Here is a 15242-nt window from a genome sequence, read left to right as displayed (position 1 = left end):
ACCGCTCACGCCTGTGGTTCGGGGCCGGTGGGCAGGCCGGGCGCCATCCGGCGGATCGAGGCGAAGGTGGGCGTGAGGGCGTCGTACAGCTCGGCGAAGAGCGGCAGCAGCGACGCGTAGGTGGCGGCGGCGGCCGGGTCGGGGCGGACGGTCTCCTCGATCCGCACCAGCTCGGCGGCGACGTCGATGCTGGGGATCAGCCCGAGCGCCTCCATGCCGAGCAGCGCCGCGCCGAAGCTCGACCCCTCGTGCGCGGCCGGGAAGCTCACCGGCAGGCCGAGCACGTCGGCGAGCATCTGCCGCCACAGTCCGCTGCGGGCGAAGCCGCCACCGGCCCGGACCTCGCGGACCTCGTTGCCGGCCGCGCGCACCGAGCTGAGCACCAGCGCCATCTGTTGGCAGACGCCCTCCAGCGCGGCCCGTACCAGGTGCTCGCGGCGATGCGCGTGGGTCAACCCCACGTACGCGCCGCGCGGCAGGGCGCTCCAGTGCGGTGCCCGTTCGCTGTGCAGGTACGGCAGCATGATGAGCCCACCCGAACCGACAGGCGCGCGGGCCGCCAGGGCGACCAGGTCCTCCTCGGAGTGCTCGCCCAGATCCGGGGCGAGCGCCGCGCCGGCCCACTTGAGCACGATGCCGCCGTTGTTGATCGCGCCACCGACCGCCCAGCGCTGCTCGGTCAGCGCGTAGCAGAACACCCCGCCGAGCGGGTCCACGCCGGGCCGCTCGACCATCACCCGCATCGCGCCGCTGGTGCCGATCGAGCAGGCCACCATGCCCGGGTGCACCGCGCCCAGGCCCAGGTTCGCCAGCGGTCCGTCGCCCGCGCCGACCACCACCGGGGTGCGCTCCGGCAGGCCGGTCTCGGCGGCGGCCTGCGGGATCAGATTGGGCAGCACGGCGGTGGTCGCGACGAGCCGCGGGAGCTGTTCCTCGGTGATGCCGGCGATGCCCAGCGCCTGCGGGTCCCACTCCAGCGTGTGGATGTCGAGCAGGCCGGTGGCCGAGGCGATCGAGTGGTCGGTGACCAGCGTGCCGCAGAGCCGCAGCAGCACCCATTCCTTGATGCCCACCCAGTGCGCCACCCGTTCGAAGAGTTTCGGCTCCTGCTCGGCGAACCAGAGCAACTTGGGCAGCGGTGACATCGGATGCATCGGCGTGCCGGTGCGCCTGTGCAGGGCCAGCCCCGACGGCACCGCCCGCAACCGCTCGGCCTGCCGGGTCGATCGCGAGTCGGCCCAGGTCACCGACGGGGTGAGCGGATTGCCGTCTCGGTCCAACCCGATCAAGCTGTGCATGGCGGAGCCGAACGACAGCCCGGCGACCGGCTGGACCAACTCGGCCACGACCATGCTGATCGACCTGAACACCGCTTCGAGGATGAGCTGCGGGTCCTGCTCGGCGTAGCCGGGTTGCGGGTTGTTCAGCGGGTAGCCCTCCAGGTGGCTGCCGAGCTGCCGCCCCTCGGTGTCGTACGCGACGGCCTTCGTGCTTGTGGTGCCGATGTCGACCCCGATCACGACCCCGGGCAGCGTTACTGCCGGCACGACGCCACCCCCTCGGAAAACATGAACCGACGCACCAGTATCCCCCTATCGTGCTGGTTGGTCCGCTGATCGGGTACTTCGCCCGTTTCGGCGTGTCCGGGCGCCGCGCCGCGCCTGTTAAACCGTGTGACACCCCAGATTGGTGGCCTACGCGGCGAAGGAGTCGGCGTGGCAAAGACTGAATCGACGGGTTCCACCTGGCGGTACCGGTGGGCGCACCGGCAGAACGTGCGGCGGGTCAGCACCTACCGAGGCGCTGAGGCGGCGTGGCGACGACGCGACGACGAATTACGGCGGCTGCGCGCCCTGGCCGCCGACTTCCAGGGCTCGGCGGCCGCCGGCTCCGGTCTGCCGTTGGAGTTGGCCGCCGACGAGGTGGTGCTCTGGGCACTGCCCGCGGCACAACTGGTCGAGGTGCGGCACACCACAGTGCTGCCCGCGCCGGACCTCACTGTCGCCCCGCCAACCGGGCCGCTGCGCCCGCGCCGCCCGGACGGCGTACGCGTCACCGACGCCGGCATGGCCGTGATCACCAGCCGTCGACTCGTGCTGCTCGGCGGGCGGGGCCGGCGCGACTGGGCGTACGGCCGGATAACCGGGCTGGCCCACGACCCGGCGGCCCCGGTCACCCTGATCCAGGTGCTGGACCGGCGGCGTACCTCCGGGTTGTTGCTGCCCACCGACGCGGCGCCGGACTTCCGGTTCAAGCTCACGCTGGCCTTCGCCGACGCGATCGAACAGCGCGCCGCGGTGATCGCCCAACTCGACGAGCTGATCGCCGAACACGCCCAGCTCAAGCCGTTCCGGCCGGCCGTGAACACCCCGGCGCAGGCCCGGGTTTCCGCGCTGGTGCCGGGTGGTCGGCGGACCATCGCGGTGGCGGCGGCCATCGCGCTGCTGGTGCCGGCGGCGCTGATCGAGTCGGACCCGTCCGACCCGACCGGTGGCGCGGAGGTCGCCGCCGCAGCCACCCCGGCGACCACTCCCAGCGTGGCGCCGGCGCGGATCGGCCCGGCGCTTGCCCTGAAACCCCCGCCGACGAAGCCGACGAAGTCACCACGCCCGTCGCCAGGCGCGACCCAGGGCCCGCGCTGCGGGGCGCCGGAGAACCCGCTGGGGTACGACTTCTGCGGCGGCACGCGGATCCGCAAGCCGGCCGCCGAGGTGTGCGACTGGTTCGACTGCGTACCGCAGTTCTGGGCGGGTCGGGGTTACCTCGTGCAGTGCCGCGACGGCTCGATCAGCCTGGCCGGCGGCGGGTCCAAGGCCTGCGCCAACCACCAGGGTGTGCGGCGGACCATCACCAAGTGACCGATTCGGGGCCAAAAGTCCGCTTCACTCGGCGAGAATGATCGAGTGGAGATCCGGTCTGACGATGGCGCTCGGGTGCGGGTACGCCCCGTCGGCTACCAGCCCGGCATCGACCCGCCCGACGACCCCGACCGCGCCACGCCCGGCTGGCACGACTGGCTGCTCATCGAGGTCGACGCCCGCACCGCCGACGGTCAGACCTGGTCACACCACTACCCGAGCCTGATGGTCGAGGAGGCCCGCGCGCTCGGCGGCTGGCTGCACGGGCAGGCCACCGCCGCCCTCGGGCTCAGCGCGCCGCCGGCGATGGTCAGCTTCACCGAACCCAACCTGGCCCTGCGCAGCCGGGTGCTGCGCCGCCGCCGGCTGGAACTGATCGTGGAGTTCTCCGCCGAGTCCCTGCCACCGTGGATGCGCCGCCCGTCCACGGCTATCTACCCGCTGATCCTCACCGTGTCCGCGGACGCCCTCGCCACCGCCGCCGAACACTGGGCCGAGCACTGCGAGGCGTACCCACCGCGTACCCAGTCGCGGTTCCCGACCCACGGCCCGCAGCCGTACCGGCGGCAGGCCGGCTGATCACCTGCAACTCTCTCCTTCCGGGCACAAGGGGACACATCGATCCTGGTCGCGTTCCCTGTCACGTACATGAGCGGTTGTACCGCGTGTGACCGTGACCTCTGTGTCCTGCGCCCCCTGGCGGATCGCCTGGGCCGAGCGCGAGAACGAGCGCCGGCAGCGCGCGTACCGCGACGCCACCGACGCCTGGCGGGACCGCGACGACCACCTGGCCCGGCTCCGCATCGAAGCCGCCAGCTTCCTCGGGTGTACGCAGCCCCGCACCGGCCTACCGGTGGACCTCGACGACGACGAACTCGTCTTCCGCGTCCTCCCCGTCGCCCAGCTCGTCGAGGCCGAGGCGCGGCACATCCCCGGGCTGCCCACGCCGGGCGGCTCCTGTTCCTTCGCTGAGGCTTCGGGCGAGGCGCTGCCGGCGGGCCTACGTGTCGTCGACACCGGCATGGCCGTCGTGACCAGCCACCGGGTGGCCTTCGACGGCCGTGAGCACCGGCGCGAGTGGCGGTACAAGGACCTGGTCGGCCCCGCCCACCACCCCGACACCCCGTTCACCCTGCTGCCCGACCACAGTCGACTCTCCGGGCTGCTCGTCCCTGCCAACGCCGTGGCGAACTTCCGCTTCTACCTCACCCTCGCTGTCGCTACGGATCGCGCTGCCGTCCTGGCGCAGGTCGACGCGCTGCTGGCCGCACACCGGGGCGCCCGACCCGCGCCTATCGTGCTGGCGGCACCCGACGACGCGCCCCTGACCGCGGTACGCCCCGACCGGCGGGCGCTCGGTGCTGCCGCCATCGCAGCTGTGGTGTTCGCGACGGTCGGCCCCGGCGCTCTCGGCCCGAACCCGCACCTCTTGGCATCCGAGCCCGTGCCGCTGGCGGAGACCATCGCCCTGGACGTGCCGAGGGCTGGTGCGACCCTCGTGCCGATCGGTGCCGTCGGGCCGGTGGCACCCCGGTCGCGGGTCGGTTCGGCCGACAGTGCCGTCTGGAGCCCGCCGCACGCCCCGGCTGTCCGGCCGTCGACTGCGGCAGCCGTCTCCAGAGTGCTGTCACCGGCCGTGGCGTTGGCTGTAGCGCCGGCCGTCACCCCGTCGGACCTCCCTGCGCCGTCGCCCACCCCGGTGCCGACCTCTGGGCCGATCCCCACCACGGAACCGTCCACCTCAGCCGTCCCGACGCCGCCCGTCACGTCGGCCTCTCCGACTCCAACCCCTACTGCGACGGCTTCGCCGAACTCGTTGCTGGCGGTCTGCCTGAACCCTCTGCAACTGCCGTTGCTGGACCCGCTGCTCTGCCCGCCTCCGACGCCCTGATCCGTGTTCGTGGGTGCGCGGCTCAGCCCATGGCGCTGAAGTCAGGGACATTGAGGGTGCCGTCGTCCGCGAGGGCGAAGCCGGGATTCCACGCGATCTCCCAGACGTGGCCGTCCAGGTCGGTGAAGTAGCCCGCGTAGCCGCCGTAGAAGGTCTCCCGGGCCGGCTTGGTCACCGTGGCACCCGCCTCGGTGGCCGTGGTGATCACCTCGTCCACCTCCTCGCGGGATCGGACGTTCTGGGCGAGGGCCACACCGCCGAAGCCGTCGGTGCCCGGGTCGGCGATGCCGGCGTCGTCGGCGAGCTTGTCGCGGCCCCACAGAACGACCGCCAGGCCACCGGCCTGGATGAAGACCGTCTCCTCAACCTCCTGGCCACGCCAGCCAAGGTGCTCGTAGAACGCCTTGGCGCGCGCCAGGTCGCTGACGCCAAGGGTGATCAGGCTGATCCGCTGCTCCATGCCCTCAACCTAGTGCGTGATCAGCCGCCGGGTGTGGTACCCGGACGGCTGCCTGGTCATCGGCGGCGAGGCTGAAAAGCACGCGCCTGACACTCCCGTGCGTCCGAAAAGGATTAGGGCGTGACGGTACGCTGCATGTCGGTAGCGCAGGGTGGTGATCGGGGCGTCTGTGGGCGCCTCGGCCACCAGACGTCGGTTGTGCCGGAAACACGGGGGGAACCATGTTCGAGCGGCTGGGCAGATTCGTCGTGGGCAGAGCGTGGTGGGTGATCGCCGGGTGGGTGGTCGCGGCAGCCGCCATCATCCTCACCACACCGTCCCTGAGCGACATCACCTCCGCCGACCAGGAAAGCTTCCTGCCTCGCTCGTACGAGTCGGTGCAGGCCACCGAGCTGGGGCAGAAGGCGTTCCCGCAGCAGGCCACCGCGACGGCGACCATCGTGGTCAAGCGCGCCGACGGTCAGAAACTCACGTCGGCGGACGAGGCGAAGGTGGGCCAGCTCGCCCAGTCGCTCAAGGCCAAGAACATCCCGCGCACGTCCGGCTACCTGACCGGCCCGCCTGCGGTCGCACCGGACAAGTCGGTGCAGATCATCAACGTCGGGCTCGACGCCCCCACCCCCGACGACCCGGCACTGCTCGACGCCGTGCGCGACCTGCGCGCGGACATCGGCCCGGAGCTGGCGAACAGTGGGCTGACCGCAGGCGTGGCCGGTGACGTGGCGAGCTTCGTCGACAACGAGGACACCTTCAACAACGCCTTCGCCGTGGTCGGCGTCGCGACGATCATCCTGATCATCGGACTGATCCTCGTCATCTTCCGCAGCCCCATCGCGGCGCTGCTGCCCGTGGTGGTCGTCGGCGTCGTCCTGAGCATCACGACGGGTCTCGTCGCCGCCGCAGGCAAGGCATTCGACCTCAGTGTCAGCCAGGATCTGCAGACGATCCTGCTGATCGTGCTGTTCGGCATCGGCACCGACTACATCCTGTTCCTGCTCTTCCGCTACCGGGAGCGGCTGCGCGCCGGCGACGACAAGCGCACCGCGATGATCGTCACCGTCCAGCGGGTCGGCGAGGTCATCACCTCGGCCGCCGGAGCGGTCATCGTCGCGTTCCTCGTGCTGCTCCTCGCCTCGCTGGGCTTCTTCGGCTCCCTCGGTCCGGCGCTCGCGATCGCGGTCGGCGTCATGCTGGTCACCTCGCTCACCCTCATCCCGGCGGTCGTCTCCCTGCTCGGCCGTTACGTCTTCTGGCCCTCGAAGGCGTGGCAGCGTGCGCCCAAGGCCACCATCTGGCACCGGCTCGGCAACACGGTCGGGCGCCGGCCGGCGCTTGTCGCGGCGGCCTCCGGCGTCCTCCTGGTCGCGCTCGCCGCGGGCGTGCTCGGCTACAAGGCCGACTACGACTTCAGCGCCGGCTTCCCGCAGGAGACCGAGTCGGCGAAGGCCGCACAGGACCTACAGCGCGGGTTCGCCGCCGGTGCGCTCGCCCCTACCGAGGTCTACCTGACCACCAGCAACGGGTCGCCGTTGAACGAGCAGCAGGTCAACGACTTCGCGGCGGCCGTGGCGAAAGCCCCGGGTGTGGGCCAGGCACAGCCCCCGGAGCGCAGCACCGACCCGAGTGTGGCCCGGGTCAACCTGCTGCTCAACGAGAACCCGGTCTCCAACGAGGCGATCACCCTCGTCCGCGACGACTTGCGCAGTGCCGTGCACGCGGCGGCCCCCCCGGGCACCCGGGCGCTGGTCGGCGGGACCACCGCGATCTTCGCGGACATCAACTCGGCCAACAACCGGGACCTGTCGGTGATCCTGCCGGTCGCGGCCGGCCTGATCGCGCTTATCCTCGCGCTGCTGCTGCGCAGTCTGGTCGCGCCGATCTACCTCGTGATAGCGGTGCTGCTCAACTTCGCCGCCACGCTGGGTGCCACTGTCTACCTCTTCCAAGGGTTGCAGGGCGAGCCCGGTGTCACCTTCCAGCTGCCGATCATCCTTTACCTCTTCGTGGTGGCGATCGGGACTGACTACAACATCCTGATGATCGCCCGACTACGCGAGGAGGCGCGGGAGGGCAATGAGCCGCACCAGGCCGCCGCCATCGGGGTCGAACACGCCGGCCCGACGGTCGCGGCAGCAGGCTTGATCCTGGCCGGGACGTTCGCGGTGCTGCTGCTTGCTCCGATCTCGTTCCTGCAGCAGATGGGCTTCGCGGTGGCGATCGGCATCGTGCTGTCGGCGTTCGTCATGTCGATGTTCTTCGTGCCAGCGCTGACCGCGCTGATCGGGCACAAGGCGTGGTGGCCGGGCCACGGCGACGAGCGACCGGCCGGCGGGCCGCACGTCCCGCCGGAGCCGGAGGCCGTGGCGAAGGGGTAGCCGGGCGAGCGGACGGACGGCCGATATCAGGCGGCGATGGCCCGAGCTGCGGCGTACGTGTCGGCGGGTAGGGCGTGGTGGAGCTGCCACAGGACGCGCATGGGTCGGTCGCCGGTGTGCGATTCGTACGTCATGGTGCCGGCGTAGAGGTACGGCGGCGCGCCCAGGTCGCGGTCGGCGATGCGGGTTTCCCGAACGAAGAGGTGCACGGTCGAGCCGCCCGACGTGTAGCGCTGCCCGGTCGTCGACGTCGCGGACGTCGTGCTCTGCGACTCCCACTGGAACAGCGTGTCGGTAATGGCCCGGTCGGCGTACATGGTGGTGGGGGAGTAGTGCGCCTCGGACTTGACCAGGGTGACGAAGAACAGGTCGGCGTGGGCGTCGGGCAGCCACTTCACGCCCTCGCGCAGTGACCCCGGGTTGGTCATCCTGAAGGCGGCACATGCCTCGTTGCGGCTGTACCGCGCGTGCACCCGCAGCGGCACCGCACCGGGCGCGACGCTCGGCGTGACCCGGTGAATGCGGTCCCGCAGCACCTCGGCGACCTGCCGCAGCTCGGCGCAGCGGGCCGGTTCCTTCCACAGCCGCGCCAGCCGTTCGTCGCGCATCGCCAGCGGGGCGTTCGGCCCCCACAGGCTGAAGTGCAGCATGTCCAGCAGTCGGCTGCTGCCCGCGTACACCTGCTGACCTGGAGCGGGCGGTCCGGCCGCGACCCTCGTCAGTAGCTCTAGCCGGTCGATGTCGTCGGTGTGCAGCATGCGACCGATGGCCCGGCCCAACTCCCGGTCATCCGGACCGGGAGCGGACGTCTCGATGCCGGCGAGCCGCCGCAGCCCGGTCCAGCCGCCGACGCTGGCCGATCGGTACACGTCCTCGATCTCCAGGCCGGTCTCGCGCAGGAACGTCGCCAGGGTGACGTCGCCGAGTTGCCGCAGCTCAGACACGAGGCCGGCTTTCGAGGTGGGTAGCGCCGATCGCAGGTTGGCGAGCACGACCTCCTTCGCCACCCGGTCCAGTTCAACGTGGCAGCCGCTGGGCAGGCTCGGGAAGTCGTCCCGGACCGCCTCGGTGATCGCCCGCCGGCTGACCCCGGTCAGGGCACGCCAGCGCAGGTCGAACCGGAAGTTGGCGTGTTGCCCACCGATGAAGTCGAGCACCGTGAGGCAGGGCTTGTCGTCGTCGAGGCGTAGGCCGCGGCCGAGTTGTTGCAGGAAGATCGTGGCGCTCTCGGTGGGTCGCAGCATCAGGATCGTGTCGACCATCGGCAGGTCGACGCCCTCGTTGAACAGGTCCACCGTGAAGAGCACCCGCAGCTTGCCGGCCTTGAAGTCCCGCAGCAGCCCCGCCCGATCGGTGCCGGTCCGCGAGGTCACCGCCGCCGCTTCGACACCGTGTTTCCTGAACGAGTTGGCCATGAACTCCGCGTGCCCGATGCTCACGCAGAACCCAAGCGCCCGCATCCGCCCGACGTCCACCTTCTCGCGGACCGCGCGCAGCACTGTCTTCGCCCGAGCATCGTTGCCGGTGTAGATGGTGCTCAGCTGCGTCGGGTCGTAGCCCTGGCCGCGTTTCCAGGTGAGGTGCGAGAGGTCCTCGTTGTCGTGTAGCCCGAAATACTGGAACGGCGCCAACAACTGCCGCTCCAACGCGTCCCACAGGTGCAACTCAACGGCCGCGCGGCCATCGAACCACCGGCGCACGTCGCCGCCGTCGGCGCGGTCGGGGGTCGCGGTCAGGCCCAGGAGTACGCGGGGACGCAGCCGCTCCAACAACCGCGTGTACGTCGGGGCCTCGGCGTGGTGGAACTCGTCGACGATCACCATGTCGTACGCCTCGGGGTCGACCTCCCGGCGGTGCAGCGACTGGATGGAGGCGAAGACGTGCTTCCAACCGTTCGGCTTCTCGCCCGCGACCAGTGTCTCGCCGAAGCTACCGTCCCCCATAACCTGCCGGAACGTCGACAGGCTCTGCCGCAGGATCTGCTCCTGATGAGCCACGAACAGCAGCGAATCGGCCTTCTTGCTGCGGTGCAGCCGGCGGTAGTCGAGGGCCGCGACAACGGTCTTGCCGGTACCGGTCGCCATCACCACCAGGTTGCGCCAGCGTCCGTGCACCAGTCGCTCGGCGTCCAGGTCGGCCAGGATCTCGGCCTGATACGGGTACGGGCGCACGTCGAGGTTCGAGATCGCGGTCGGTGCATCGTCGCGGCGCTCCCCGCTCAACGCATGCCGTAGCCGCTCGGCGTCCCTGGTCGCGTCGTACGTCTCGAACGCCGGATCGTTCCAGTAGTCCTCGAACGTCGCCGTGAACGTGTCGATGACGTGCGGCTGCTCCATGTTCGAGATGCGCACGTTCCACTCCACGCCATCCACCAGCGCGGTCTTTGACAGGTTCGACGAGCCGACGTACGCGGTGGTGGTGCCGTTGTTACGGCGGAACAGCCACGCCTTGGCGTGCAGACGGGTGGTCCTCGTTTCGTACGACACCTTGACCTCGGCACCGAGCTCGGCGAGCCGGTCTAGCGCCCGCTGGTCGGTCGCGCCGAGGTAGGTGGTGGTGATGACGCGGACCTTGCCGCCTCGGGCAATCAGCTCGCGGATGGCCGGCTCGACGATCCGCAGGCCGTACCACTTGATGAACGCGCAGAGCAGGTCGACGCTCTCGGCCGACGCCATCTCGTGGTTGACCTCGTGGCCGATGCGGGGCTGGTGACGGCCGTTGACCAGCAGCGCGCCGGTGGAGAGGGGAGTGGTGGGGCGCTGCGGGAACGTGGGCTCCGCGGGTGGGATTGGTGGGGCGGCGATGGCGTGGAGCAGGTGCTTGGCGTCGGTTACCTGGTCCTGCTCCGTGGCCGCCTTTGGGCTGAGGGTAGCGATGGCCTCGGCGATCTGGTTCGCCATTGCGATCTGGTGATGGAGCTTGTCGTCACCGTTGGGGACGGAGTGGAGGGCGCGGGCGGCCAGGGCGGCGATGTGGCGGGCGAGGGTGTGGTGTGCGTCTGCGGGATCGAGTTTGTGGTGCTGGATCAGGGCGGGATCGACGTGCTGGAGGCGCGTGGCCAGCTCACGGGTGATCAGGTGCTCGTAAACACCCCGCTCAAGATCCGTCATCCGCGCAATCTAATCGATCGCGACGCTTTGAGGCTGCCCCTGGCTGACGTCCCATCACGAGTGTCGGTTCGCCGACAGACGTATTCCCTAGCGGCTTGGCGCGAGGTCGGCGAATGGCTTCCAACGGGCTTTCAGATCGCCTTTTCGTACTGATTGGAGGCGGTCTGCAAACTCGCCCGCGACACTTGGCGAGTCAGTAATGACCGGCGCGGCGGCTACGATCATCTTCAACTCGCGCGCTTCCCGCAAAAGTGTCCATGACTGGTCCGAGGTTACGTCGTAGCCGTAGGCGCTAGCCAACCCTCGATGTAGGCCCGTGCCTCCGAACCGTGCCTCGCCTACCGCCACAGCTGCCAGGTCAACCTGCCATGGCCCGATGCAGGTGGCATCGAAGTCGCACATCACCGTCCGGCCTGTTGCCTCTCGCAGCAGGTTGCCGACATGGGCGTCCCCGTGGACGAGTTTCGGCTCCTCCCTGTGGCTGAGCGCAACGAGCTGCGGCTCCAAGCGATCGCACCACTTCATGAGGAAGTCGTGGTCATTCGGATCGAGACCTTCGGCGTCAGCCAGGCGTCGTCGGGCGTCGCCGACCGGATCCCAAGTCGGGAGTGCAATGGGGGCCACGTCGAGAGCATGGAACTCGCGCAGCACAAGGCCGAGATCCCTCACCGTCGGAGCGGGCGGTTGTGGTTGAACGTAGGACCAGACCGAGGCAACATGGTCTCCGACTCGGACCGGCTGCTCGACAACGGGCGCGAGCCGGATCGTCGGCGCGTTGATCCCAGCAAACCAACGCCCAAGCTGAACGACCTTGGTCACCCGGTCCAGGAGCTGATGGGTTCGCGCGATCCGGATGACGATTCCAGATCGAGGCAACGCGAAGACGGCGTTGTTGGTCAACTGCAGCAACTGGGCAGCCTCGGGAGAGACTCCAAGGGTGGCGGCGATTTCCCGCATGGCCGCAGTCATCGCCGCCTCGGAGAACCGCTCGCTCATGCGGCCGCAGCCCGAGCGGTGAGGACACGGTCGAACGCGGCCACCTCCGGAAGCTCCCGATGCCGAGCGAGATCACGGCGCAGATTGATCACTCGGTCGATGACGCGCTTGGAAGTCATCACTTGCGACTTCTCCAGCAACCGATTCCCGATCTCGATGGCCTGCTCGGGCTCATCGGCGAGGAACAGCGCGCTGCACATCCCGACCTCGTTGAGCACGGTGCTGCGCACGTTCCCCGCTCCGAAGGCCGCGATGGAATCCCTGCCCCAGCGCACCGCCTTGGCCGCGTGCCGGGCGTCTCGCCGTGCCATGTCGCGGTAGACGCGACCGTGCTGAGCCAACAGCTCACCGCGGTCATAGAAGCCCATCCGGTCCGGCTCCTGCTCCTTGTTGATGCGCTCGAACTGATCACTCGCCTTGCCGAGGGCTCTCACAGCGGTCTGATGGTCCCCGAGCGCCGCGATCGAGGCCGCCTCCGCGCCCCAGAGCAGAGCCTTGGCCGCTGGCGTGGCGTGTGACCCGAGCTGCGCGTGAGTGAGCTGCAGTGTCGCGAGCGCATCCCGGTTATGCCGGAGGTGTTGAAGCTGCTTGGCCTGTGCGTAGCGAATCATCGCGACCAACGGCACGTCTTGAGCAGCGAGCGCGGCGCGCTCCCCAGCAACGAAATGCCGCTGAGCGTCGGCATGCCTACCCGCATCTAAGGCGGTCCAGCCAGCCAATTGGCGAGCTGTCGCAACCGCCGCGATGAGGGGCGATGTAAGCCCAGCCGGGTGCGACCAATCAAGCATCCGGTACACCGACTCCGCGAACCGGGCCACCTCCCGATACAGCAGACCACCGCCAGACTCCCGGTCCACCGATCGGTACAGCTCCAGCACCGCGTTCAGTCGAGCGATGTCCGCTGTGCCAATTCTCCGAGGCTGGACAAGCTCGCTGCCGCCGAGCAGACCCGCGCCCGCAGCAACAGCGGCGATACCGGCCAACAGGGCCCGCCGACCCTCGTCCGGCCTAGCGCCCTGTGGATCAGTTGAGTCGCGGGTGGTCTCGACCTTCTCGACCGACTGCCGAGTCTGTCCAGGGAGGGAGAACCAGAGACAAGAAGCGGGTATCCCGAGAAGCTGCGCCCAGTGCGCCAGCCGGTCCAGGTGCACGAGGGGCGGCCCGTTCTCTACCCGGCTCAACTGCGCCTGCGTGATCCCCAGCCACCCCGCTACCACGGTCTGCGGCAAGGCGACCCGCCCGTGGTACGGATGGCACCGGTACGCCCTGATCGCCCGCCCCAGATGCCGCCCGGCCAGCGCCTGCCGTACCGGCTCGTGCTCCCAGAAGCTCGCGGGTACCACCGGCGGCGCGCTCAACCGATCGCGCTCGGCGGCCTGGCACGGCGTACACCGCCCGCTGTCGTTGTCCCGGGCCAGCCGTCCGCCGCAGCGGGGGCAGTTCGAGTGGGTCACAGGCGGCTCCGTCCATCCAGCTTCATCGAGCCTATCCATTGAACCCGCTGCGTGTAGGCGCGGTATACGCAGCGCGCATATCGATGATGCTCGTGCCGTCATTCAATGTCAGGCCGCCGGGCCGCACGGTGGGTGAAAGCCACCGGAAGGAGCGCCATGCTGCTGACCACGTCCCGACCGAGCACGGGGAGGGCACTCGTCTCCGACGAACTCTTCGCCCGGCTGTCCGCCCGCATCGCCCACGACCATCCCGAGCTGGCCACCGACCTGCCGCCCAGGATCCTGGACCAGGCGCTGGCCTTCCTCGGCACCTGCGCCGTGACCGCCGAGCCGATCGGTCCGAGCGTCCTGGTCGACGTCGGCTGGCACACGTTCATCCTTCACACCCACGACTACGCGGAGTTCTGCCACCGCATCGCCGGCCGTTTCATCCACCACGAGCCCGAGCCGACACCCGACGATGACGTCCCGCATCCAATCGGCGCCCCGATCTCGCGGACGGTCGATGCGATCCGAGCCGCCGGCTTCATCGTTGACGCCGCGGTCTGGACGATTGAGGGTGCAGCTGAGTGCACCCAGTGCCACGCCGGATGCACCGACAGCCCAACAGGATAGAGCGGCTGACCAGCGGTCCCGGGCATAGACTGCCCGGGACCGCTCGCCGTTCGGAGGGCCGCCGTATGCCACGCCGTCGCCACTGGCACGAGCTTCCCGAGCCGGTACGAGCCGAAGTCGAGCGGCGCACCGGCCCGATCCGTTCGGCCAGGACGATTCCTACCGGGGCCTCCGGCGAGGTGGCAGTCACCCTCGACACCGCCACCGGCCCACTCTTCTGCAAGGGCGGGGAGTCGAGCAGCCCGCCCGCCTGGCTCTATCGCAACGAGGCTCGCGTCAACCCGTGGCTGCCGGAAGCGGCACCCCGCCTGCTCTGGACCGTCGAGCGCGACGGCTGGCTACTCCTAGGCTTCGAGCACGTCGCGGGGAGGCACCCCGACCTGGCCCCCGGATCACCCGACCTGCCACTGCTGGTGGCACTGCTCACCGAGCTGAGCGGCCAGCTCACGCCCTGCCCACCGTTAGCTGTGCGCCCCTTCGCCGACCGTTGGCACACCCTCATCGATCCGAAGTGGGTCGACGGCGACGCTCTCCTGCATACCGACATGACGCCCCGGAACTTCCTGGTGCCCGAGGGGAGAGCTGGGGCTGCGATGCGAGTTCGACTCGTCGACTGGTCCAGCCCGGCTCGTGGCGCGGCTTGGATCGACGCTGCGTTCCTCCTGCTTCGACTCGTTCGCGCTGGTCACACGCCGGCTGCGGCCGAGGCTTGGGCCATGCAGATCCCCGTGTACGCCTCCGCACCCGAACAGTCGGTGACTGGCTTCGTCGACGCCCTGACGCGGCTCTGGCAACGCAAACAGCTTGCCGCGTCGGCACCCCACCACGGCCCGCTCCTCGATGCGGCTCAGCGGTGGTCGGCCTACCGAAAACGCGCGCATCGGTCCGGCGGCCCGACAGCGCCGACGGGGACCACCCTCAAGACCGCCGAGCCGAGCGCACCCCGTCGATGACCACGCCCCAACGGCCGCGCCCGTTTACCGAGTTCAGCGGCTTCCCGTCCGCCACGATAACGCCGGCGGCGCGCAGCACCGCCAGGTGACCCGCGTACGCCGGATGGGCGGCCAGCTCATCCTTGACGTGCGGAAACGCAATGATCGGCAACCCCGCCCCCAGCGACTCGTTGAGGACGCCGAGCGCCAGCGTGTCGTTGATGCCCAACGCCCACTTCGTCACCGTGTTGAACGTGACCGGCGCGGCCACCACCACATCAGCAGGCGGGTGCGGCTCGGGGTCGCCGGGCATCCGCCACTCCACGCGTACCAGATAGCCGGTCTTGTCTTGTAACGACGCCCGGTCGAGCCACGGCGCCGCGGTCGGGCTGACGATCATGCACACCCGCCACCCGTCGGCGATCAGGAGGTCGACCAGCTCGTCGATGTGCTCCGCCGGGCCCGCGGCACAGACGACCAGATACAGCACCGGGCGTTCCGTCATGCCCGCAGTCTGCCCGATTCGACAGCCGCGACGTCGACCGCATACC

At 69.8% G+C, this 15242-nt stretch carries 12 protein-coding genes; 6 read left to right on the top strand and 6 right to left on the bottom strand.

Going from position 1 to position 15242, the window contains the following annotated elements; translation table 11 throughout:
• Positions 1-5: 5 nt before the first annotated feature.
• Entirely contained in the window at positions 6-1547 is a 1542-nt protein-coding gene (locus tag IW248_RS19880; RefSeq protein WP_196928197.1) for a gluconokinase, read from the bottom strand.
• Between the two features lie 168 nt (positions 1548-1715).
• On the opposite strand from IW248_RS19880, the gene IW248_RS19875 reads away from it, so the two are divergent.
• The 3 genes from IW248_RS19875 to IW248_RS19865 all read left to right on the top strand — a co-directional run bounded on the left by IW248_RS19875 (position 1716) and on the right by IW248_RS19865 (position 4749).
• The gene (locus tag IW248_RS19875; protein ID WP_196928196.1) at positions 1716-2858 is read left to right on the top strand and encodes a hypothetical protein; all 1143 of its coding nucleotides are present in this window, start codon (positions 1716-1718) and stop codon (positions 2856-2858) included.
• Between the two features lie 45 nt (positions 2859-2903).
• Entirely contained in the window at positions 2904-3437 is a 534-nt protein-coding gene (locus IW248_RS19870; RefSeq protein WP_196928195.1) for a WapI family immunity protein, read from the top strand.
• 94 nt (positions 3438-3531) lie between these two features.
• A complete protein-coding gene (locus tag IW248_RS19865; protein WP_196928194.1) occupies positions 3532-4749 on the top strand; it encodes a hypothetical protein in 1218 nt (405 codons plus the stop codon).
• A gap of 22 nt (positions 4750-4771) precedes the next feature.
• On the opposite strand, the gene IW248_RS19860 is transcribed toward IW248_RS19865, so the two are convergent.
• The gene (locus IW248_RS19860) at positions 4772-5209 is read right to left on the bottom strand and encodes a VOC family protein (RefSeq protein WP_196928193.1); all 438 of its coding nucleotides are present in this window, start codon (positions 5207-5209) and stop codon (positions 4772-4774) included.
• 221 nt (positions 5210-5430) lie between these two features.
• On the opposite strand from IW248_RS19860, the gene IW248_RS19855 reads away from it, so the two are divergent.
• Positions 5431-7584, top strand: coding sequence for an MMPL family transporter (locus IW248_RS19855; protein ID WP_196928192.1), 2154 nt, complete (start codon positions 5431-5433; stop codon positions 7582-7584).
• A 26-nt stretch (positions 7585-7610) separates the two neighbouring features.
• Here IW248_RS19855 and IW248_RS19850 read toward each other — a convergent pair whose 3' ends face one another.
• From IW248_RS19850 to IW248_RS19840, 3 genes are all read right to left on the bottom strand, one after another.
• Positions 7611-10694 carry a DEAD/DEAH box helicase gene (locus IW248_RS19850; protein WP_196928191.1) on the bottom strand — a complete coding sequence of 1028 codons (3084 nt, stop codon included), beginning with the start codon at positions 10692-10694 and terminating at the stop codon, positions 7611-7613.
• A gap of 87 nt (positions 10695-10781) precedes the next feature.
• Positions 10782-11690: an aminoglycoside phosphotransferase family protein gene (locus IW248_RS19845; RefSeq protein ID WP_231396365.1), complete on the bottom strand. Its 909-nt coding sequence runs from the start codon at positions 11688-11690 to the stop codon at positions 10782-10784.
• Entirely contained in the window at positions 11687-13144 is a 1458-nt protein-coding gene (locus IW248_RS19840; protein WP_196928190.1) for a helix-turn-helix domain-containing protein, read from the bottom strand. Before IW248_RS19840 ends, IW248_RS19845 begins: the two co-directional genes overlap by 4 nt.
• Positions 13145-13300: 156 nt before the next feature.
• On the opposite strand from IW248_RS19840, the gene IW248_RS19835 reads away from it, so the two are divergent.
• Positions 13301-13759, top strand: a complete 459-nt coding sequence (locus IW248_RS19835; RefSeq protein ID WP_231396364.1) for a glycine-rich domain-containing protein — start codon at positions 13301-13303, stop codon at positions 13757-13759.
• A gap of 65 nt (positions 13760-13824) precedes the next feature.
• Positions 13825-14712: a hypothetical protein gene (locus IW248_RS19830; RefSeq protein ID WP_196928189.1), complete on the top strand. Its 888-nt coding sequence runs from the start codon at positions 13825-13827 to the stop codon at positions 14710-14712.
• Here IW248_RS19830 and IW248_RS19825 read toward each other — a convergent pair.
• Positions 14678-15196 (bottom strand): flavoprotein, encoded by a 519-nt coding sequence (locus IW248_RS19825; protein WP_196928188.1) that lies wholly within the window; start codon positions 15194-15196, stop codon positions 14678-14680. The two genes, IW248_RS19830 and IW248_RS19825, sit on opposite strands and share 35 nt — an antisense overlap.
• Between the last annotated feature and the right edge of the window lie 46 nt (positions 15197-15242).

The sequence above is a fragment of the Micromonospora ureilytica genome (assembly GCF_015751765.1).
In the GTDB taxonomy this organism is placed as follows: Bacteria; Actinomycetota; Actinomycetes; order Mycobacteriales; family Micromonosporaceae; genus Micromonospora; species Micromonospora ureilytica.
The sequence above is the reverse complement of the archived record's forward strand: the minus strand, read 5'-3'. Positions and strand labels throughout refer to the sequence as shown.